Here is a 19,780-nt window from a genome sequence, read left to right as displayed (position 1 = left end):
CCGAAGGCCGCAGGTTCAAATCCTGCCCCCGCAATTAACTTTCCTTGAGAAAGTATTATGGAACCGTGGTGTAGTTGGCCTAACATGCCTGCCTGTCACGCAGGAGATCGCGGGTTCGAATCCCGTCGGTTCCGCCATTTTTAATTAAATATACACCGTGCCGGTGTAGCTCAACTGGTAGAGCAACTGACTTGTAATCAGTAGGTTGGGGGTTCAAGTCCTCTCGCCGGCACCATTTTTAGTATTTACATCTGGATTTGTGATAGAATGTATATTATAAATGCAGTTGCTAATACTAAGAATCTCTTAGTGGATGAATGGCTTACTCTATGGCGATCGTGGCGAAGTGGTTAACGCACCGGTTTGTGGATCCGGCATTCGGGGGTTCAATTCCCCTCGATCGCCCCATGATTTTTTAATGGGGATTAGCCAAGCGGTAAGGCAACGGACTTTGACTCCGTCATGCATAGGTTCAAATCCTATATCCCCAGCCATTTCACTATGAGTCATTAGCTCAGTTGGTAGAGCACCTGACTTTTAATCAGGGTGTCGAAGGTTCGAGCCCTTCATGACTCACCATTATATTTTGCGGTCGTGGCGGAATTGGCAGACGCGCACGGTTCAGGTCCGTGTGGGCTAACCCCCCGTGGAGGTTCGAGTCCTCTCGACCGCACCATATGTTTTGCGGAAGTGGCTCAGCGGTAGAGCATCGCCTTGCCAAGGCGAGGGTCGCGGGTTCGATTCCCGTCTTCCGCTCCATATTTGCGCCCTTAGCTCAGCTGGATAGAGCGTTTGACTACGAATCAAAAGGCCGGGAGTTCGAATCTCTCAGGGCGCGCCATTATTTCATAAGTATCGGGATGTAGCTCAGCTTGGTAGAGCACCTGGTTTGGGACCAGGGGGTCGCATGTTCAAATCGTGTCATCCCGATTTTTTTATTTTGCGGGTGTAGTTCAATGGTAGAACTTTAGCCTTCCAAGCTAATAGCGTGGGTTCGATTCCCATCACCCGCTTCCGAGTAACATACAGAAAAGCCTTTGCTTATAGCAAGGGCTTTTTTTGCGGTAATTAGAAAAGTGGATTTCTTTTAATAAAGGGTCAATTGTCATTTGATTAAGGATAGAATCTTTATTTAAATAGAACATTCCGTATGACCAAGTTGAAAATAGACATACATAGTTCCCAATATCCATGCTGTTAAAGGAATAATCAGTAAAAATCTCAACTGATGATAATTCTAGAATTACTTGAGTATTTGCATAAATGAAAGACTGACTTGAAATCAGCAAGATGGTTACACTCGTTAATACGTTGGATGGATTAGGACCCTTCTTGCTGTCTAACTCTTGTACCCGGGACGATTAGAATTCAATTATGCAAATGTTGACTCAAAGACTAATTTACTTTTATTCAAAACGAAAAAAGATAAGCTCCTCTCCTACGATGTACGCAGGAAGAGGAGCTTGTTTTTTTGGAAGGGCTAGCGATTAATATCGTTCAAGAATTGTCTGTGTCTTCAAGCCATCGGCAGGAATCAGCCAGTTGTTATTCTCCAGCAATTGCATCAGTTGGGTACGCAGTCCGGATACGACTACAGCATCATCGGTTTTGAAAGAGACCTCTACGATATTCTCAGTACCTGTACCTGCTGCATTACGGATCGGCCATACTTCAAGTGTAAGCTCTTGACCATTCCATGTTCCTTCATATCGTTGGAATGTGATCGGGCCATATGCACGGGATTGAGTCAGTTGCTGCTTGCCCCAGTTGGAGGCAGACCAGTTTTTCAATTTGCCAGGGAGCTTGTCCAGTAACATGTTCAAGGCTTCTTGCTCCGAAGGAAGCTGAATACCTGTCGTTTTGGTATCGACTTTTTTGGTGTTGGAGAAACTTAGCGTTTGTTTGCCGTATCCCCAATCAATCTCAGCCTCGTAATTATCATCTGATTTATCGAATCCTTCTTGGTTAGCCAGAGTCAGCGCTGCGTTGATGTCGCCATTGATTACAGGGTAGCGTTTTTTATAAGTCAATTCGTAGTTATTCTTGTCATCCTTTTTGCGAAAACGAACGTTCCATCCTTGCTCATCCAGTCCGAGCGCATTGGTGTCAAAGTACTCTACGTTAATGTTTTTTGGTGTGGAACTCAGGCCGAGGGTCTGAATCACTTCACTGCGTGGTGTTCCATCTGTATTCAACACCAGTTCCGGCTTGGCCAGAAACTTCACTTCATAAGCAGGAACGGCATTGGCAGCAGCGGAAGCCTGGGGTGTTCCCAGAAACGTCAGTCCACTTCCCAATGTTACGATGCTCAGCATGAATGAGGCGGTTACCTTTTTCCACTTTTTCAAAACCAATCACTCTCCTAATCTGGATTAACGTACAGCTCCCACTTTATCGTCCGAGTATCTGATAGCGATTAACGGGGAGCGCACATTGCGTTAACCCTGCATAGATTTGATGAATGGCAAACGATACTTAATAGAGGATCAAGGCAATCAGCCATGGGAAATGGGGAAGCCGTGACTCACCTCTCGCAGCACTTCTTTGAAGCGGTTTACCTGAACGGAAGGGTGGCGGTCTTTATTATGCACGGTGTATATATGGCGCGGTGCCTGTTCTCCGGGAATGGGAAGAACCTGAATGAGCCCGTGCTGTTCCTCCCACCGTACTGCCATCCGAGACATGAACGAGACATGCCCCCCGATTAACACAAGTTGTTTGATTGCTTCCAGAGAATCCATCTCTACCGTACTCCGCAAACGAATGTCATGCTGCACGAGCCATTGGTTGGTTAGCCGCCGAGTACTGGATTGGTCGCCATGTAAGGCAAAAGGAATCTGCGCGATATGGTCAGGTGTCAATACATCCTTCTGGGCCAAGTCATGCTGTGGAGAGCAGATTAGTACCAAGTCATCTTCACATAACGTCTCAGCTTGCAGCGCGGGTCCGACAAATGGTTCCGAAGAGATCACCCCCAGATCAATCTGATGCCGAATTAACATCTCGCGAATAACAGGTGATGGTTTGACGGATAAGATGATACGAATGCCCGGAAATTCCTGAGAAAAGGTGTTGAGTATGGTGGGCAAAAGATATGTAGCCGGTACATAGCTTGACCCAATGTGCAGGGTGCCCCGATAAAGACTGTCATATTCCTTTACTACTCGTCTTGCCTCTTGGGTCAGAGCATTGATTTTGACAGAATAGTGGAGCAGGGCTTGTCCGGCCTCGGTTAAAAAAGTCTTCCCACTGCGCGATTCGAATAATCGCACGCCCATCTCTTCCTCCAATGACTTCATATGAAATGTAACGGTCGGTTGTTTGATCCCCAGTAACTCGGCCACGCTTGTCATGTGATGATGCTTGTCGATCAGCTCAACAATTTGCAGTTTGATCAGATTCAAAGTCCCAACACTCCTCTCACTTCTACTAGTTCATCTACTATAGATTTAATCTATGAACATCAACAGAATTCATCTAAAAAGTTAATTCCAATTTTACATACAAGACATACAACTCGCGAAAGCGGACGTTAGACTGAGAACAGTGCAAGAGATGAAGTAACAAAAGAGATCAAGTAACAGAAGACAGGCAGGGATGCTTATGAAATTAGAGATAACGGGAATTCAAAAATCATTTAATCAAACCCCCGCACTGCTGCCGACAGATCTAACGCTTGAACATGGAAAGTTCACAACACTGCTCGGCCCATCGGGCTGTGGCAAAACAACACTGCTCCGTATGTTGGCCGGGCTGGAACAGCCGGACGCGGGGGAGATTCGTGCCGATGGTCAGTGTATCTACTCTGCGGCGAAGCGGATTGATATACCGACACACAAGCGTAATCTGGGCATGGTGTTTCAGGATTTTGCATTATGGCCGCATATGACCGTATATGAAAATGTAGCGTTTGGCCTGAAGGCCAGCAAACAGAAATCCGATCTGCGGCAAAAAGTGAATGAAGCCCTTGGCATGGTTCGCCTGCAAGGCATGGAAGATCGATATCCGCATCAGCTGTCTGGTGGACAGCAGCAACGGGTTGCTTTTGCCAGAGCCGTAGCTGTGAGACCTGGGGTGATCCTGTTCGATGAGCCGCTGAGTGCACTGGATGCTGTACTTCGGGAAGAGATGCGGATTGAGATGATGTCCTTGGTGCGGGATATGGGACTGACTGCGCTGTATGTCACACATGATCAGATTGAAGCGATGTCGATGTCGGATGAGATTGTGGTAATGCAGAAGGGGCGGATATTGCAAAAGGGAAGCCCGGAAACGATCTACTCCGCGCCAAGTGATCCGTATGTCGCTTCGTTTATCGGAAAGTCCAACTGGCTCACGCCTGATCAATCGATGGTGCGTCCAGAGCATGTCACCTGGAACAAAACAGGTCATGACGATCTGTGTTATCCGGGAACTGTACTCAGCGTCAGCTATGTAGGTGAACGCTACGAAGTGCGAGTGCAGATGGAAGGGCTTGGCGTATGGACAGCCTATGTGAACCAAAGAGTACGCGTAGGGGAGAAGGTCCAGCTCCATGTTGCTCCCGAGCGGATATGCCGCATGGATGGACAGGATGTCGAAACTGTGAATCACCGTGAAGTGATCGCAGCAGCTAATTAGCGACGAATTGATGTGTGAACTCCATCAAGAACAGTACAGGTTGAACAACTAAATTAGAGACCAGGGGAGATGGATGAATATGTTGGGGATGAAAACAGGGAAAAAGAGCGCGACTTTGCTATTAACGGCGGTTATGAGTATCAGTTTGTTCGGGTGTAGTACAGGGAACTCGACCACTGGCAATGCGGCTCAACCCGCAAGTGAAGGAAACACGGCAGCAGCGGCAGAAACAACGAAACCGGCTGGCGGCAAGCTGGTATTGTACAGTGCTGGCCCACAGAAGCTGGCCGATAACATCGTGAGTGGATTTACAGACAAAACAGGGATCGAAGTTGAGATGTTCCAGGGAACGACAGGCAAAATTCTGGCTCGTATGGAAGCTGAGAAGTCCAATCCGGTGGCAGACGTTGTAATCCTGGCCTCTTTACCTTCAGCACAGGCTTTGAAAGCCGATGGACTGACGATGCCTTACCCGGAAGCAGCTAATGCAGACAAGCTGAACAAGGACTGGTCGGATGCAGAAGGCAATTATTTCAGCAGCAGTGCTTCCGCACTGGGTATTGTGTATAACACCAAACTGGTATCTACACCGCCAACAAGTTGGGCAGAGCTTGCTACGCCTGCGTGGAAAGATGCAGTGAACATTCCCGACCCTACATTATCAGGTTCAGCACTCGACTTCATCACAGGATACCTGAGTGCGAATGGTGAAAAAGGGTGGGATCTGCTGAGTGCATACAAAGCCAATGGAGTAGCGATGGCTGGCGCCAATCAGGAAGCCCTTGATCCGGTCATTACAGGTGCCAAAAGCATCGTAGCTGCAGGTGTGGACTACATGGCGTATTCCTCCAAGGCAAAAGGTGAACCACTGGATATCGTGTATCCTGAGGAAGGCACGGTCATCAGTCCAAGACCGGCAGCGATTCTGAAATCCAGCCCGAATGTAGAGAATGCCAAGGCGTTCATTGACTACCTGTTGTCCGATGAAGCCCAGAAGCTTGTTGCAGATGCTTATCTGATCCCGGGCCGCGAAGACATTGAAGCGACTAATCGTGCCAATGTGAAGGATATCCCACAACTTAAAGTGGATTGGAACTGGATGAGTGAACATGGCGAAGAGACAGCAGCACGTTTTTCCGAGACGTTTAAATAAGTACTTTTGCATAAATCCAAAGAGCGTCTTTCAATAAGCAAGGTATGGATCGAAATACTTCTATTCGTCTAAATCATATCTACTGTCTGTGGAAAGTCATGTGAGGTGAACGTAGTGAAACCTGTTGGAATGGAAAACAACCGAATTTTTCGGAGAGTGGGCGTGATTCTGGCCCTGTTTCTACTGACCATAAGCATTGGGGTGCCGCTCTTGCTGATCTTCTGGCAAAGTGTATATGTGAACGGACAATGGGACTGGATGGCTCCAATTCGCACGATTATGGGACATCATCTATCAGGTGTGTTGCTGAATTCCGTCTGGCTTGGCATCTGCGTTGTAGCGGTAACCACGCTGCTGGCGCTGCCGCTGGCCTGGATGATGGCGAAGACCCGGATGGGCGAGCATCGCTGGGTGGATGTAATCCTGATGATTCCGTTCATGACTCCGCCGTATATTGGATCGATGGGATGGATTCTGTTTATGCAAAAAGGGGGATACCTGCAGCAATGGGTGCCCTCATCAGCAGGCTGGAGTGAGCTGTTCTTCAGCTTCTGGGGTATGGTGCTCATCATGAGCCTGCACCTGTTCCCATTCCTGTATCTGCTGCTTCGGGATGCATTAATCCGCATCGGCGGTAATCTGGAAGAAGCGGGCGCTGTGCACGGTGCACATGCAGGGTACCGTTTCAGACGCATTATTTTACCGTTGTTGTTGTCGTCCTACGGCATGGGGATCATGCTGGTCTTTGTCAAAACGATTGCGGAATTCGGCACACCGGCAACCTTTGGGCGCAAGATTGGCTATTATGTCATGACCTCCGAAATTCATAAGTACATCTCCAGTTGGCCGATTGACTTCGGCAAGGCGACTTCACTCGCATCGGTGCTGCTGTCCGTCTGTCTGGTGATGTGGTATATGCAGTCTGCCATGAGCCGGAAGTTCACGTATCGTCTGGTTGGTGGCAAAGGGCAACGTTCGAAGCGATATTCTCTACGTGGCGGAGCAGGATGGTTGTGCGGGGTGTATCTTGCGATCCTGTTGATCCTGTCGGTAGGTATCCCGTATTTCTCCATCATCGCCGCTTCGACCATGAAGCTGCGGGGATCGGGACTCGCATTTGATAATCTGACACTGGATCATTACAAAGAGTTATTATCTTGGGGATCGGTGAGTATGAAGGCCATCGGCAACAGTCTGGGATTATCTCTCGCGGCTTCAAGCGTTGCGGTTATTATCGGTACGGGGTTTGCGCTGGCGATCGGCAGATCATCTTCATTCATGCAGCGTGTGATTGACTTGTTCAGTCTGTTGCCTAATACGGTCCCGGGTATCGTGATGGTTGTGGGTCTGATTCTCTTCTGGAACTCACCCTGGATGCCAGTCACGTTGTATAACACCTATGGCATGGTTGTGCTCACATACGTTGTTCTCTTCTTGCCTTACACTGTGCAGTATGTAAAATCGAGCTTTACCCAGATTGATGGAACCTTGTTCCAGGCAGGTCAAGTGTTTGGCGGGAAGCCGCTGTATGTTCTGCGGCGCATCCTGATCCCCTTGATCCTGCCCGGCATGCTAGCCGGCTGGATGATGACCTTTACAATTGCTACCCGGGAGCTGGTAGGTTCGTTATTGATTCTTCCGCCGTCCATGCAGACGTCGGCGACGTATATTTTTGCCCAGTTTGAACAAGGTCAGGTATCACTCGGAATGGCGATGGCCGTGGTGACTGTAGGCATGACGGTGCTGATGCTGCTTGGAATCGAGATGCTGAATTCAAAGAGAAAGTGGAATGCATCATGATCAAACTTAACGTATGGGGCGGTGCAGGGGAACATGGACGTTCCGCCTATCTCCTGAGCGGGAGCCGGTTTCACCTTTTGCTGGATTGTGGTGTCAAAAAAGAAGGCGCAGGCCAGTATCCGCTGATTGACCCGGAGATTGTCCCACAACTGGACGCGGTCCTCTTGTCTCACGCCCATGAGGATCATTCGGTCGCCATCCCTTTGCTGTATAAGATGGGCTACCAGGGTGAAGTGTGGACGACAAGGGAGACGAGGGAACAGTTGGGTACGTATTTTCGGGCATGGCGCAGCAATATGGAACGTGCAGGATATGTAATACCCTATGATGAAACGGACGAGCAGCGTATTCGATACAGGTTCCTGGAGAACGAAGCCGAGCGAGGTCATTGGTTTGAAATCATACCTGGGGTGGCGGCAATCTGGGGGCGTAGCGGGCATCTGGCTGGTTCGGTCTGGTTCGGTCTTGAGATGGAGGGCAAGCGGGTTCTGTACTCCGGTGATTATACGTCAGAGTCCATGCTTCTACAGGATGACGATGTGGCCGACGGATTCCGGCAGGCAGACCTGAATCGCCATAGCCGCCTCCGGGCTGTTCCTGAACCAATGAAAAGCTTTCAGGTCATATCCAGTGTATCCAGCGCACCCCCTGAAAAAACGGATGTGAGCGGCGAACAGGCCATGAAGTTGGTAGGGGGCCAAGCCATGGGACAAACACTGGTTGATCAAGCAACATATGCTCAGACCCTTGCTGCTACAGGATCTACCGGATCAGAGGCAGCACTAAGCTCATCTACAGGAATACACAGCAGAATCCTTACCGAGCCAATGCACATGAGAGAAAGTATAGGAGCCATGGCATCCATGTCTAACTCATCCAAGGTTAAGCTTGATCTGGCGATCGTGGATGCTGCTTATGGTACGGACCGGGATACGCAGGCCGATAAACTGCAACAACTGGAGAGCGCTATCGGCAATAGGATTGCTCGGGGTGGCAGGGTGTTATTACCCATGCCTGCGGTGGGCCGCGGCCAGGAGATAATCCTATGGGCGCAGCAATATTTTCAGGGTATTCCCATGATTGTGGAACAGAAATTGGTGGATGGGATGGCACAGTTACATCGTGTTCCCTATTGGCTCAGGAGGGAAGCGCGGATTGGGGAAGTTTCGCCTGAGGACAGCATCGATCATTTTCTGAACGGAGAAGGTTGGAATAAGACATCTACCGAGGAAGAACGTCTGCAGTTGCTGGAACAATATCATGCTTCCCTATGGTTTGTCCCGGATGGCATGATGCAGTCCTCACTTGCACATTGGTACTACGAGAGATGGTCATCGGATGGAAAAAATCTGATTCTGCTCACCGGGCATGTTGCTGCAGGAACATTTGCCGATGAGTTATTGCGAAATCCAGAGGCGTATGGAAAATGTGAAGTAAGAAAATTACGTTACAAAGTTCATCAGGGTTGGAGGGATGTCGAGCAGATGCTGGATCGGATTTCGGCTCGACATACGGTGCTTGTACATACCGACCTTGCGGAGACGGAACGTTTGAGACAAGGTCTGCTTGATGGAAGTTCATCTGCGGGAGCTGATATCTATGCGTTGTCTCCAGGAGATGAGTTGTTTTTTTAAAAGTGGTTGCATATCTGATTCTAGTACGTCCGAGGCGCCTTTGTGCGCCTCTTTTTGTCGTCCAAATTTAAGCGTTTTGGATATTTGGCATGTCTTATTGAATTGATATATTACCTGATTTGGTGAGGATATGGACTTGATATGTCCCTTGTCCTGTAGTGCCTTGGGAGGTGTGTTTGTTATCACGAATATGCTGCAAGTCAAGGGAGTGGGAACGTCTGTCACTTCGCGATTCCAATGTCCAGTTTACATCCGGATTTTCTTCCACGACGCTCAGTGTTATATTACCGCTAGTTGAGGCAAGGTGAATGTTGGATAGAATACGTTCAGTAGTCAGTTCAATTGAACCACTAGTCCCATCAACCGATAAGTCGGATTGAATATGGTTGATCTTGACTGTTCCGGAGGAACTGTTAATACGTAGATCACCTTCATAATGAAGAGGTACTTTCACAGTGATCACAGGTTGGTTCGCCAGATTAAAGATCCGAATCATATGATTGCTTGCAGAGATCCTTACGTCTCTTTGGCCGCGGACCATATTAAAAACGGGCTTGTGATCGTATGCGTTGCTTGATACTTCCAGAGAGGTAATATCGGCTGCAGTCTCCACGGTTACGGGAGTACTCCCATTATCTATCGAAATGAGGTCAATGGAATTCAGGGATACCTGTTGTGTGTCGGTAATGGCAGTGCTGGACAGGCTGCAGGATGTTAAAACCAAGAGCAGACAGAACCATATGGGCATAACTTTGGTCATCAGATCACCTCGGGTATGAATTTGAATTTTGTATGACTTCATGTTATACGATGACGTAACGTCAGGATCAAGGTGTTTTCCGAACAAAATGGGGGTTGAAGTTGACGCAACGTCATTATGTATAATGGTCAGGAATTCAGATATACAGGGAAAAGGAGGGAAATGATCATGAAAACAGGAGATATTCTCATATATAGTTGTGTTATTATCGGGGCAGGGTTAGGACTAATTATGGATCATGTATTTCCAGGTGTGTTGATTGGGCTGGGGGTAGGCTATCTGTTGAAGTATACGATGATAGATGGGAAAAAGAAAAATGATATATGAGCTGTAGGAGGTGTATAACACATTGTATATTCATATTCATGAACTCGCACGCAGAACGGGGATGACGGTAAGGACATTACGATATTACGACTCGATTGATCTCTTAAGTCCTTCTTCCAAAACGGAAGGCGGGCATAGATTATATGTAGAAGAGGATTTAAAAAAGCTTCAGCAGATTCAGTTTTTCAAAAATATGGGTTACTCGCTAAAGGAGATTCGGGAGATGCTTACCGATGAATCATGGAATTGGGAACATTCTCTAAGGAATCAGCTTTCCTATATTATTGAAGAACAACAGCGGTTGGACTCGATGGCCTCATCTCTGAGAGAGATGTTAAACAGTCTTATCATGGAGCAAGGTAATAAGCAGGATACGCTTGAGAAGCTGATTCAGCTCTCCAAGCCGAATATGGACAGGCTACGATCATATAAAGAAAACAGGTTTAGCCATGATGAGCTGGAACTATGGGAGAAACTGCCCCGTATGCAGGGTAATGATCCCGATTCTCTGGAATGGATTGCACTGATTGGCCAGTTAAAAAGTCATATGAATGAAGCTCCTGATTCCGATAAAGTCCAGAATGTCATTCGTCGTATGATGGAGAAGCAGAAGGAACAGTTTGAGGGAGAGGACGCTTTTTTGGATAAATTATGGGATGCCAGAAAATCTGCTCAAGCATCCAATGAGTTAGGATTTTATCCTTTGGAGCCAGAACTGCTCAGTTATATGGAAGAAGCTTATGATATTTTTATGCAGAACAAGAGTGGACTTACTCATGAAAGCTGAATTACTGTTTTATATTGGGGGACTTGCACTACTGGACACGTTAAGTCCAACGCTGATCGGTGTGACGTTATATTTAATGATTGAAGAGAACCGGAGATTTGGCTCACGACTCATGATCTATGTGGCGACCGTCATGTTTTTATACTTTGTCCTGGGCTGCTTAATGATGGCAGGATTGGATCTGTTACAAGCCACCTTCACTTCATTTTTTCAACATAAAGTTGTGAGCTGGGCCCTTTTGATCGTAGGGGGCGTGTTGTTTACAGGTAGCTTCTGGGTCAAACCAAAGACAGGTGGAAGAAAGAAATATCGTGTTCCCCGTACCACCGGGTTCAAGGGATTATTTGTCATGGGTATCACTACATTTTTGCTGGAAGCGGGAACTGCTCTTCCCTATTATACAGCGGTAAGTCTGATGACCACGGAGGGACTTCCAATAACGGGGTGGATACTCATTCTTATTGGATATAATCTGATCATGATCACGCCACCCCTTCTAATCTATGTGTTGCATACATGGCTGGGTTCCAGGGTGCAGGGGATCGTGGAAAAGCTGCAAAGAAAACTGGAGGAACAGTCCGGGTCAGTTCTCTCCTGGATAATGTGCATTGCAGGGCTGATTCTGATCTTTAATGTGCTTGATTACATCTAATGTCTAATGACAAATGAACAGGTTTTCGCTGAGGGCGAGAGCCTGTTTTGGCGTACCGTTTTTGTCTTCAAATCGCAGAGCATAGGAAAAGATACAATGAGAGTCGTTAACTTAAAGTTGATGTAATTTAATTTCACATTAAGTTTGACTTGTGAAATTTTATATCATATACTGGGTAAAATGTTGGCAGATGACGTGATCATCGGGTCTTGCAGGAGGTTGGGAGTGGATGGATACAGGCAGCTATCCGATGTGGGAGAAGTATCGTTTGAAGCAGGAGCATCTGGTCATTGGACTAATGTCAGGGACATCTCTGGACGGAACGGATGCGGCGCTGGTGCGTATTCAAACCGATATGAGCGGCGCATTACAGCAGATCGAGCTGGTTGATTTCGTCTGTGTGCCGTATTCAAATGAATTGAGAGACGTATTGATCCGGTTATGTTCACCGGGGACGGCACGTGTTGACGAACTGACAGCCGCACATTTTGGTGTATCGGAGTGGTATGCACATAGTGTTAAAGAACTGATGCGGTCTGCTGGCATCTCAACGCAGCAGGTGGATGTGATTAGCATGCATGGACAGACGGTATGGCATGCTCCTGTAGCATCTGCATTTCCAGGGCCAACGGGAGCAAGTATGGATGTGGTATCGACATTGCAGATCGGTGAATGTGCTGTCGTTCGAGAACGAACAGGACTGCCAGTGATTGGCAACCTGCGAGCCAGGGATATGGCGGCTGGTGGGGAAGGTGCTCCACTTACGCCTTATGCGGATGCTCTGATGTTCCGCAGCCCGACGGAAGGGCGGTTGGTGCAGAATATCGGCGGCATTGGCAATGTGACTGTGCTGCCATCCGAGTCATCTACCGAAGGTTTTTCGGCTTTTGATACAGGGCCAGGCAATATGGTGATGGATGCCATTGTGCGTCAGGCAACGGATGGGCGGCAGCATTATGATCCGAGTGGAAGCATCGCCGCAAAAGGGAAGGTTGATCAGGGTCTGGTAGACCTGTGTTTGGAAGATGAGTACTTCAAAAGACTTCCGCCGAAAAGTACAGGTCGGGAAGTATATGGCGCCGCGTATGCAGTGAGACTGATGGAGATGGCCGCAGCACGTTCCTTAACACTGGAAGATACGCTGGCTACTGCAACCTGTCTGACCGCGGAAACCATCGTGCGTGCAGTGAAGGATTTTATCCTGCCCAAGGTGCACATATCGGCCATGCTCGCCTGCGGTGGTGGCACCTCCAATACCACGTTAATGGAGATGATCCGTCATAGACTTCCAAAGGATATCCGTTTGGAGAGAACAGCAGATTATGGCATACCCGATGATGCTCGGGAAGCTATTGGATTTGCTTTACTTGGCCATGAGGCACTTATGGGGAGAACCAATACGCTCCCGGCAGTAACCGGCGCGAGACACGCCGTAATCTCAGGCAACCTGACACTCTAGTGAGACCTGCCTTCGAATGGAGTTCAGTTATGGAAAGACAAGGAATTCAATTAGACGCGAGTGAAATTATAAGATAAAATGCTTGTACATGAATGCAGTATGGAAAGGAGGAGCGGATGGAGAGCATGAAAGGTGGACTTGTACGTTTACGCGCATTAATGGATGACCTGACCCCATCGGAACGGAAGATCGGAGCATATATTCTCGATCACCCGCAAGAAACCGTCCAGTCGTCGGTGGCACAGTTGTCCGAACGTAGCGGGGGGAGCCCGGCGGCTATTATTCGTCTCTGCAAATCGCTCGGGGTAGCGGGTTTTCAGGAACTGAAGCTCAAGATTGCCGGAGATTTGCAGACGGATGAGCAATATAATTATACGGAGATTCGTCCCCAGGATTCCATGGAGAGTATTATTCAGCATGTGTCGGCTAACAATATTCAGTCGGTGAAGGATACGGTTCATATTCTGGACCCACGTCTGGTGGAAAAGGCAGTGGACGTACTTCATCAGGCGAAACGGATTTTTTTCTATGGGGTAGGGGCCTCGAACCTGATTGCGCTGGATGCACATTACAAGTTCATGCGAATCAATCGCACAAGCTTTTCGTTTGCCGATCCGCATATGCAGATTTCGTCTGCAACAACGCTTCGTGAAGATGATGCGGTCGTATGTATCTCGTATTCAGGGGAGACCTCCAACGTGATTTCCTGTCTCAAGCATGCTCACGAAGGCGGTGCAGCGACAATTAGCATTACCAAGTGGGGCAGCAATACACTCAGTGGTATGGCGGATGTGCCCCTGATGATTACTTCTACCGAAAGTGATATCCGGAGCGGAGCAACTTCGTCACGGATTGCACAGTTGAACGTGATCGATATTCTGTATCTGGCCATCGCCAGTCGGGATTACAACCAGTCGGTGGAGTATCTGGAGAAGAGCCGACAGGCTATACTGGAACATAAATGAGAATAGACAAGTCCCTTGCTGTTTTATACAGGAGGGATTTTTTTAATAGATTGAGATTAAGCACACTCGTGCGACATATAAAAATCAAAAAAGGGCCCAGACCAATGTCGGGCTCCTTCGTGTTTAACCATAGCTACCTGCGTTATTTACCGGATATGGCATTGCGGACAAATCCGTCAGCCAGCTCAAGCTTGCGCTGGGCTTCTGTTGCGCCCACGTCTGCCATCAGCATGACAATCGCCGTTTTGACATGTCCATCAGCCGCGATAAATACTTGTTCAATCTCTGCTTCACTTGCGCCTGTTGCCAGCTGGATCATTCGTTTGGCGCGATGGACAAGCTTCTTGTTTGAAGGATTCAGATCCACCATGAAATTGCGGTAGACCTTGCCCAGACGAATCATGGCGGTCGTGGTGAGCATGTTCAGAATCATCTTCTGGGCACTGCCTGCCTTCATACGTGTTGACCCCATAACAACTTCCGGGCCGACAACAGCCTCAATGCTCACATCAGCCAGCAGGGCCATCGGTGTGCCTGCATTATTACTCAGGCTGATCACCGTAGCTCCAATCTCCTTGGCGTGTCTCATCGCACCCAGCACATATGGTGTTCGTCCACTGGCGGCAATGCCGACCACGACATCGTTCTCATCTAAACCATGTTCATCAAGATCGGCAGCTCCCAATTCCTCGCTATCTTCAGCACCTTCCACAGGGTCCTTCACTGCCCGAAACCCACCTGCAATAATACCCTGTACCATGGAGGGAGGGGTGCCGTAGGTAGGTGGACACTCCGAAGCATCCAGAATCCCCAATCTTCCACTGGTACCTGCACCCACATAGAACAGTCTGCCACCTGACTGAAAGGCTTCTACAATCCGGTCGGCAGCCTGTGCAATCACAGGAATGAGCGGTTGAATTAACTGTGCAATTCGTTGGTCTTCGCTATTAATCAGTTCCATAATTTCTGCCGAGGGAAGTTCATCTATATGATCTGTCAGTGGATTCGGTTGTTCGGTTATCAATAAGTTAAGCATGTGATTCATTCGTATGGCCTCCTTATCTCTATCAAAATGATCCATTCTGGGAACAGCGCTGCCTTGCCAACTGTGCCGCACCGACTGCCGGAGCCGGTGCATCCTCCCGGTAAACAAATCTCAGCTCTCCACCATATTCCGAAAGCCTCTGAATAAATGTATCTCGGAACAGCTCAGAGTAACGAAATAGTGATCCGGACAGGACAACCTGTGCGGATGCGAATACTTGATGGCGTGCAATCAGTGCCTTTGCGGTATTGGCCAACTGCCCGGCTTCATCAACGATCAGCATCCGGGCAACCTCATCGCCTGATTCGGCTGCTTCTATTGTGAGACGGGCGATGGATGCTGTCTCGGTTTTGCCCCAATCCGTCTGGTACACCCGTACCTTTAGCTCCAATAAATTTTGAAGATTCAGCTTCTGTATGAGAAGCGTGGTTAGCAGAGTCGGTGGAAGAATGCCGTCATGGCTCTGCATGATGGCTTGAAGAGTCCGTTGTCCGATTCGATAGCCACTTCCTTCATCTCCAAGCAGATGCCCCCAGCCTCCTGTGCGGTACTGTTTTCCTTCTGGCGTGAAGCCGTAGACGATGGAGCCTGTTCCAGAGATGCACAATACACCGTGAGTGTGGCCAAGGGAGGCCATCAGCGCAATTTCACCTTCCGATACAACCCAAACTGAACAGGCTCCCAATCCTTTCGAATGTCGATTCTTCATATAGTCATGTACTGCATCAACAATCATTTGGCGTTCTTGAATCGTGTCTATACCTGACATTCCTAGACATATACCTTCACATTTTGTCGATAAATCATTTCTTAGGTTAAAGAGTTGATCCAGCACCCGATACAGTTCTGAAATGGCCTGTTTGGGCGGTACGCTATGAGGATTGGTGGGTCCGCCACGGAATCGGGCGAGTACTTCGCCAGAATCAGAAATGATTGCTGCATCAGTATTGGTACCGCCTCCATCAATGCCTGCATACAGTTGCAAACTCGCTCACCTCGCTTGCTTGGGTTTTCTTTTTACATAGTATAGTGGCATGAAATGAAAAAGTAAAATTAAATTTTATGATAAAAAATAATGTTGAATTTTTATTTTACAACTCATATAATGAACTCAATCTACAATTTTGGAAGGAATTAATACTGTTAATGTCAACTAAGTTGACGTTAATATTGCATTTAAGAGATTTAGCCTGGCGTTAACTGTCGGGCCCAATCTACAGGGGGGTGCTTTTCCTTACTGCCGCGTGTATAGGTGGATGGTGTTCGAAGGCTGAATGATCTCAAAGGGGTAGCATGGTTAGGCAAATGAAAGAATTGGAAGACGACATGCGAAGGAGATGAAGGGATGAAAAAGAAGGGTCTGGTATGGACAATGTTGTTGATGATGGTCTGGGTAACGGCCTGTGGGAATAGCGGAGGGGCTGCTTCGGATGACCCGAATGCTGACGATACGGTAACGGTATGGACCTATCCTGTACATGGCACATATGAAGATGAACTGAAGGATCTAATCTCTGATTTCAATAAAGAACACCCGAACATTACCGTAAAGACGGAAATGCTCTCCTGGGCGGAAGGCCCCAAAAAATTCGATGTCGCTCTGAATGCCGGGAACCCGCCGGATCTGTATTTCCACAGTGTAGATGGTACGTATGTGAATACGGGGCTGGGGCTTGAACTGGACAGTTACATGACACCTGAGATCAAGGACGACTACCTGCCAGGTACGCTTGAATTAGGCCAGATTCAGGGGAAACAGTATGGACTGCCTTTATATCAATTCCAATGGGCTTGGGGTGGTAACAAACGCATTCTGGAGGAAGCGGGCATTGATTGGAAATCGATTCAGCAAAATGGCTGGACCTGGTCCGAATTCAACGATGCCGCGGCCAAGTTGACCAAAACGCTCGATGGCGGGGCTAAGCAGTATGCGTTGGTTACGGATGGTACTTCGCTCGACTTCATTGAGATGTTATCCCGGAACAACGGGATGATTGATGTTCTTGACAAAGACGGCACGTTCCAATGGAATGATGGTCGCATTCTGGATACCCTCTCTTTTATCAAAAATCTGATGGATCAAGGGTATATGCCGAAGGAAACGGCGGCTCTCGCTCCAGCGAAACGGACGGATATGTTCTACGCAGGGGAAACGGCGATCATCTCCAAAGCGATTCCTTATTATGATGTGATGATTCAGAACCGCAACAAGGACATCGATGATGGCAAGGTGCAGGGAGAGAAGATTGATTTTGTCCTGTTGCCTGTACCGCATAATGATGATCAACCTGCGGCCACAACAATGGGCGGCGAAGGGTATGTAGCCTTCAAACAGAAGAAGGACAAAGGTGAACAACATGCCAAAAATACGTTCCTGGTGATGGAGGCGCTCAGTAGTGCCAAAGCAGGAAACTCAGCCAATGAACTGGCGCTCCCATTCGTAAGACAATCCCAAGTGGATCTGTTTAAAGGAAAAGAGCTTGGTCAACCGGATAATCTGGCTGCTGCGAAAGTGATGGCAGAGAATATCGCTATGCCGGTAGTGCTTGAACTGGATATCGACAAAGCAGCTCAGCAAAAACAATTCAAGGAACAGGTTGTGAAGCCAAACATTCAGGCGCTGTTCTCGGGTGAGAAAACACCTGAGCAGATCGCAGAAGACTTCAAGAGCAAAGGCCAGCAGATGTTTGGACAATAACTCGGACCATAAAACATAACGCAAAACACACTGATTAGGAGAGGAGGATTCGCCATGCAGACCGCCCTTGCGCCAAAACCGTCCGTACCCCGGACTTCCCGGGTTGCCCGGTTTTGGCGGGATTACGGGTGGGCGTATTTGTTCATTTTGGCGCCTGTCCTGCTGTTTCTCATTTTTACGCTGTATCCAGTACTTACGGCTCTTATTATGAGCTTCCAGAAATACAACATTATGAATTCGACGTGGGTTGGATTGGACAACTACGAGCGACTGGTGAAAGATGAGACGTTCTGGAAGTCAATCAAAAATACGGTGATTTTCACTGTTGGCACAGTCCCGGTCAATATTCTCATTACATTTGTACTGTCCTATTTTATCTATCAGATGAAAAGCAAATGGCAGACTTTTTTCAAAGCTACCATGTATCTGCCTGCGGTAGCCTCCGGGGTAACCATCTCCATTGTATGGTTGGCGATCTTTGACCCGACGGATTCGGGGCTACTCAACCGTTTTCTCGGCTTGTTTGGCCTTGATCCGGTGATCTGGCTCGGCCAGTCGGGAACGGCACTCTTTTCCCTCATTCTTATGAACTGGCTCGGATCACACGGGGCGGGCATTATTCTGTACCTGGCAGCCATGGGCGGTATTCCAAAATCGCTATACGAAGCGGCGGATATTGATCATGCCAGCGGCTGGACCCAGTTCAGCAAGATTACATGGCCGCTACTCAAACCAACAACGCTGTATCTGCTCGTCACGGGTGTTATTACATCCTTCCAGGTGTTTATCTCGGTATATCTGATGACACAGGGTGGACCAAACTTTGCGACAACTACAATCGCTTATCTGATCTACGAGACGGCATTTAAGTTCTATGAATTCGGATTGGCTTCGGCACAGTCGTTCATATTGGCGATTATCATCATAGTCATCTCCGTCATACAGTTCAAATATTTCTCCAGCGATATTGAGTATTAGAGGGAGTTCCATTAAGCATCCGGGGGTGAATAAAATTCATGAAATCAACACAGAAAAAGATACTGCTCGTGGTTGCATCCATTCTGCTGGTGGTCTGGGCGTTGGTGACGGTCATCCCGATGTATTGGATGCTCGTCGGTTCGGTGCAGGATAGCGCAATGTCCGCTTCGTTTAAACCACAGATGATTCCGGAGCAATTGTCGTTGTCACCGTATGAGCGCTTTTTTGCCAAAACGGATGCCTGGCGCTGGCTGTACAATTCGCTGCTCATCTCGATCATTCTGACCGTAACCAATGTATTCTTCGCCTCCCTGGCGGGATATGCATTTGCCAAACTGAAGTTTCCAGGTAGTCAGGCGGTGTTCTGGACCCTGCTCGGGACCATGATGATTCCGGCGCAGGTGACATTAATTCCTCTATATATTCTGATGGTTAATGTATTTGACCTGGGGGACACCTATACAGCCATTATTCTGCCTGCTGCCGTTAGCGTAGGGAACATATTTCTGATGAAACAGTTCATGTCCACACTGCCCACATCGCTGATCCATGCGGCGCGTATCGATGCATGCAGCGAGTTTGGCATCTTCTGGAAAGTCATTCTGCCGATGGCAAAGCCGGGAATTGCAGTGCTGGCGATTTTCACGTTCGTCGCTTCGTGGAATGAATTTTTCTGGCCGTTTCTGATTACCAATTCCAACGAGATGCGTACCATTCAGGTGGGGCTGGCCTCGTTTGTATTTGCCGAATCAACGGATTTCGGCGCGATGATGGCCGGGGCAACAATAGGTGCGCTGCCCATGATTATTCTGTTTTTCTCACTGCAACGTTACTTCCTGCAGGGCATTACGATCGGTGCGGTTAAAGGTTAACTGTTAGTTCAGGATATGCGACAACGTAAA

At 48.2% G+C, this 19,780-nt stretch carries 17 protein-coding genes and 10 tRNA genes; 22 read left to right on the top strand and 5 right to left on the bottom strand.

Annotation, left to right across the window (positions count from 1 at the left end; genetic code table 11):
* The first annotated feature begins 59 nt into the window (after positions 1 to 59).
* From ACE3K2_RS19225 to ACE3K2_RS19180, 10 genes are all read left to right on the top strand, one after another.
* Positions 60 to 137, top strand: a tRNA-Asp gene (locus ACE3K2_RS19225).
* Positions 138 to 159: 22 nt separating this feature from the next.
* A tRNA-Thr gene (locus ACE3K2_RS19220) sits at positions 160 to 235 on the top strand.
* A gap of 97 nt (positions 236 to 332) precedes the next feature.
* A tRNA-His gene (locus ACE3K2_RS19215) sits at positions 333 to 408 on the top strand.
* 11 nt (positions 409 to 419) lie between these two features.
* Positions 420 to 494 (top strand) — tRNA-Gln (locus tag ACE3K2_RS19210).
* A gap of 9 nt (positions 495 to 503) precedes the next feature.
* Positions 504 to 579, top strand: a tRNA-Lys gene (locus tag ACE3K2_RS19205).
* A 9-nt stretch (positions 580 to 588) separates the two neighbouring features.
* Positions 589 to 676: transfer RNA gene (locus ACE3K2_RS19200), tRNA-Leu, on the top strand.
* Positions 677 to 684: 8 nt separating this feature from the next.
* A tRNA-Gly gene (locus ACE3K2_RS19195) sits at positions 685 to 759 on the top strand.
* Positions 760 to 764: 5 nt separating this feature from the next.
* Positions 765 to 841, top strand: a tRNA-Arg gene (locus ACE3K2_RS19190).
* A gap of 15 nt (positions 842 to 856) precedes the next feature.
* Positions 857 to 930, top strand: a tRNA-Pro gene (locus ACE3K2_RS19185).
* A 12-nt stretch (positions 931 to 942) separates the two neighbouring features.
* Positions 943 to 1,013: transfer RNA gene (locus ACE3K2_RS19180), tRNA-Gly, on the top strand.
* Between the two features lie 474 nt (positions 1,014 to 1,487).
* Here ACE3K2_RS19180 and ACE3K2_RS19175 read toward each other — a convergent pair.
* Positions 1,488 to 2,348 (bottom strand): hypothetical protein, encoded by an 861-nt coding sequence (locus ACE3K2_RS19175; RefSeq protein ID WP_421893654.1) that lies wholly within the window; start codon positions 2,346 to 2,348, stop codon positions 1,488 to 1,490.
* Between the two features lie 147 nt (positions 2,349 to 2,495).
* Complete coding sequence (locus tag ACE3K2_RS19170; RefSeq protein WP_421893651.1) at positions 2,496 to 3,404, bottom strand: LysR family transcriptional regulator; 909 nt, start codon at positions 3,402 to 3,404, stop codon at positions 2,496 to 2,498.
* Between the two features lie 199 nt (positions 3,405 to 3,603).
* Here ACE3K2_RS19170 and ACE3K2_RS19165 point away from each other — a divergent pair, with 199 nt between their 5' ends.
* The 4 genes from ACE3K2_RS19165 (at position 3,604) to ACE3K2_RS19150 (ending at position 9,207) form a co-directional block, all read left to right on the top strand.
* Positions 3,604 to 4,620, top strand: coding sequence for an ABC transporter ATP-binding protein (locus ACE3K2_RS19165; protein WP_421893648.1), 1,017 nt, complete (start codon positions 3,604 to 3,606; stop codon positions 4,618 to 4,620).
* 79 nt (positions 4,621 to 4,699) lie between these two features.
* Positions 4,700 to 5,773 (top strand): ABC transporter substrate-binding protein, encoded by a 1,074-nt coding sequence (locus ACE3K2_RS19160; protein ID WP_421893645.1) that lies wholly within the window; start codon positions 4,700 to 4,702, stop codon positions 5,771 to 5,773.
* Positions 5,774 to 5,902: 129 nt separating this feature from the next.
* Entirely contained in the window at positions 5,903 to 7,573 is a 1,671-nt protein-coding gene (locus ACE3K2_RS19155) for an ABC transporter permease (RefSeq protein WP_421893709.1), read from the top strand.
* Entirely contained in the window at positions 7,570 to 9,207 is a 1,638-nt protein-coding gene (locus ACE3K2_RS19150; protein ID WP_421893642.1) for an MBL fold metallo-hydrolase, read from the top strand. Before ACE3K2_RS19155 ends, ACE3K2_RS19150 begins: the two co-directional genes overlap by 4 nt.
* 94 nt (positions 9,208 to 9,301) lie before the next feature.
* On the opposite strand, the gene ACE3K2_RS19145 is transcribed toward ACE3K2_RS19150, so the two are convergent.
* Entirely contained in the window at positions 9,302 to 9,967 is a 666-nt protein-coding gene (locus ACE3K2_RS19145) for a DUF4097 family beta strand repeat-containing protein (RefSeq protein ID WP_421893639.1), read from the bottom strand.
* A gap of 168 nt (positions 9,968 to 10,135) precedes the next feature.
* Between ACE3K2_RS19145 and ACE3K2_RS19140 the strand changes: the two genes are divergently transcribed.
* The 5 genes from ACE3K2_RS19140 to ACE3K2_RS19120 all read left to right on the top strand — a co-directional run bounded on the left by ACE3K2_RS19140 (position 10,136) and on the right by ACE3K2_RS19120 (position 14,157).
* Entirely contained in the window at positions 10,136 to 10,294 is a 159-nt protein-coding gene (locus ACE3K2_RS19140; RefSeq protein ID WP_421893636.1) for a hypothetical protein, read from the top strand.
* 22 nt (positions 10,295 to 10,316) lie between these two features.
* A complete protein-coding gene (locus tag ACE3K2_RS19135; protein WP_421893633.1) occupies positions 10,317 to 11,081 on the top strand; it encodes a MerR family transcriptional regulator in 765 nt (254 codons plus the stop codon).
* Positions 11,071 to 11,733, top strand: coding sequence for a GAP family protein (locus tag ACE3K2_RS19130; protein WP_421893630.1), 663 nt, complete (start codon positions 11,071 to 11,073; stop codon positions 11,731 to 11,733). Before ACE3K2_RS19135 ends, ACE3K2_RS19130 begins: the two co-directional genes overlap by 11 nt.
* 229 nt (positions 11,734 to 11,962) lie before the next feature.
* Positions 11,963 to 13,192 (top strand): anhydro-N-acetylmuramic acid kinase, encoded by a 1,230-nt coding sequence (locus ACE3K2_RS19125; protein ID WP_421893627.1) that lies wholly within the window; start codon positions 11,963 to 11,965, stop codon positions 13,190 to 13,192.
* Positions 13,193 to 13,317: 125 nt separating this feature from the next.
* A complete protein-coding gene (locus tag ACE3K2_RS19120; RefSeq protein ID WP_421893706.1) occupies positions 13,318 to 14,157 on the top strand; it encodes a MurR/RpiR family transcriptional regulator in 840 nt (279 codons plus the stop codon).
* 142 nt (positions 14,158 to 14,299) lie between these two features.
* Here the strand turns inward: ACE3K2_RS19120 and murQ are convergent, their stop codons facing one another.
* Both murQ and ACE3K2_RS19110 read right to left on the bottom strand, forming a co-directional pair.
* A complete protein-coding gene (gene murQ / locus ACE3K2_RS19115; RefSeq protein ID WP_421893624.1) occupies positions 14,300 to 15,202 on the bottom strand; it encodes an N-acetylmuramic acid 6-phosphate etherase in 903 nt (300 codons plus the stop codon).
* Between the two features lie 22 nt (positions 15,203 to 15,224).
* On the bottom strand, positions 15,225 to 16,187 hold the full coding sequence (locus ACE3K2_RS19110; RefSeq protein ID WP_421893621.1) for an N-acetylglucosamine kinase: 963 nt from the start codon (positions 16,185 to 16,187) through the stop codon (positions 15,225 to 15,227).
* A 360-nt stretch (positions 16,188 to 16,547) separates the two neighbouring features.
* Here ACE3K2_RS19110 and ACE3K2_RS19105 point away from each other — a divergent pair, with 360 nt between their 5' ends.
* Genes ACE3K2_RS19105 through ACE3K2_RS19095 form a run of 3 tightly spaced genes read left to right on the top strand, consistent with a single transcriptional unit; the run spans position 16,548 to position 19,750 of the window.
* Complete coding sequence (locus tag ACE3K2_RS19105; protein WP_421893618.1) at positions 16,548 to 17,900, top strand: ABC transporter substrate-binding protein; 1,353 nt, start codon at positions 16,548 to 16,550, stop codon at positions 17,898 to 17,900.
* 54 nt (positions 17,901 to 17,954) lie between these two features.
* A complete protein-coding gene (locus ACE3K2_RS19100) occupies positions 17,955 to 18,878 on the top strand; it encodes a carbohydrate ABC transporter permease (RefSeq protein ID WP_421893615.1) in 924 nt (307 codons plus the stop codon).
* Between the two features lie 38 nt (positions 18,879 to 18,916).
* Entirely contained in the window at positions 18,917 to 19,750 is an 834-nt protein-coding gene (locus ACE3K2_RS19095; RefSeq protein ID WP_017691096.1) for a carbohydrate ABC transporter permease, read from the top strand.
* The last annotated feature ends 30 nt before the right edge of the window (positions 19,751 to 19,780 follow it).

This window comes from Paenibacillus sp. (assembly GCF_048976745.1).
GTDB lineage: Bacteria > Bacillota > Bacilli > Paenibacillales > Paenibacillaceae > Paenibacillus.
Note: the sequence above shows the minus strand (reverse complement) of the source record. Positions and strands in the feature narration are given on the sequence as shown.

Bases quoted from the DNA above. Each gene is read 5' to 3' on its own strand.
- ACE3K2_RS19165 (WP_421893648.1), top strand. From the start codon at position 3,604: ATGAAATTAGAGATAACGGGAATTCAAAAATCATTTAATCAAACCCCC.
- ACE3K2_RS19160 (WP_421893645.1), top strand. From the start codon at position 4,700: ATGTTGGGGATGAAAACAGGGAAAAAGAGCGCGACTTTGCTATTAACG.
- ACE3K2_RS19155 (WP_421893709.1), top strand. From the start codon at position 5,903: ATGGAAAACAACCGAATTTTTCGGAGAGTGGGCGTGATTCTGGCCCTG.
- ACE3K2_RS19150 (WP_421893642.1), top strand. From the start codon at position 7,570: ATGATCAAACTTAACGTATGGGGCGGTGCAGGGGAACATGGACGTTCC.
- ACE3K2_RS19145 (WP_421893639.1), bottom strand. From the start codon at position 9,967: ATGACCAAAGTTATGCCCATATGGTTCTGTCTGCTCTTGGTTTTAACA.
- ACE3K2_RS19140 (WP_421893636.1), top strand. From the start codon at position 10,136: ATGAAAACAGGAGATATTCTCATATATAGTTGTGTTATTATCGGGGCA.
- ACE3K2_RS19130 (WP_421893630.1), top strand. From the start codon at position 11,071: ATGAAAGCTGAATTACTGTTTTATATTGGGGGACTTGCACTACTGGAC.
- ACE3K2_RS19125 (WP_421893627.1), top strand. From the start codon at position 11,963: ATGGATACAGGCAGCTATCCGATGTGGGAGAAGTATCGTTTGAAGCAG.
- ACE3K2_RS19120 (WP_421893706.1), top strand. From the start codon at position 13,318: ATGAAAGGTGGACTTGTACGTTTACGCGCATTAATGGATGACCTGACC.
- murQ (WP_421893624.1), bottom strand. From the start codon at position 15,202: ATGAATCACATGCTTAACTTATTGATAACCGAACAACCGAATCCACTG.
- ACE3K2_RS19105 (WP_421893618.1), top strand. From the start codon at position 16,548: ATGAAAAAGAAGGGTCTGGTATGGACAATGTTGTTGATGATGGTCTGG.
- ACE3K2_RS19100 (WP_421893615.1), top strand. From the start codon at position 17,955: ATGCAGACCGCCCTTGCGCCAAAACCGTCCGTACCCCGGACTTCCCGG.
- ACE3K2_RS19095 (WP_017691096.1), top strand. From the start codon at position 18,917: ATGAAATCAACACAGAAAAAGATACTGCTCGTGGTTGCATCCATTCTG.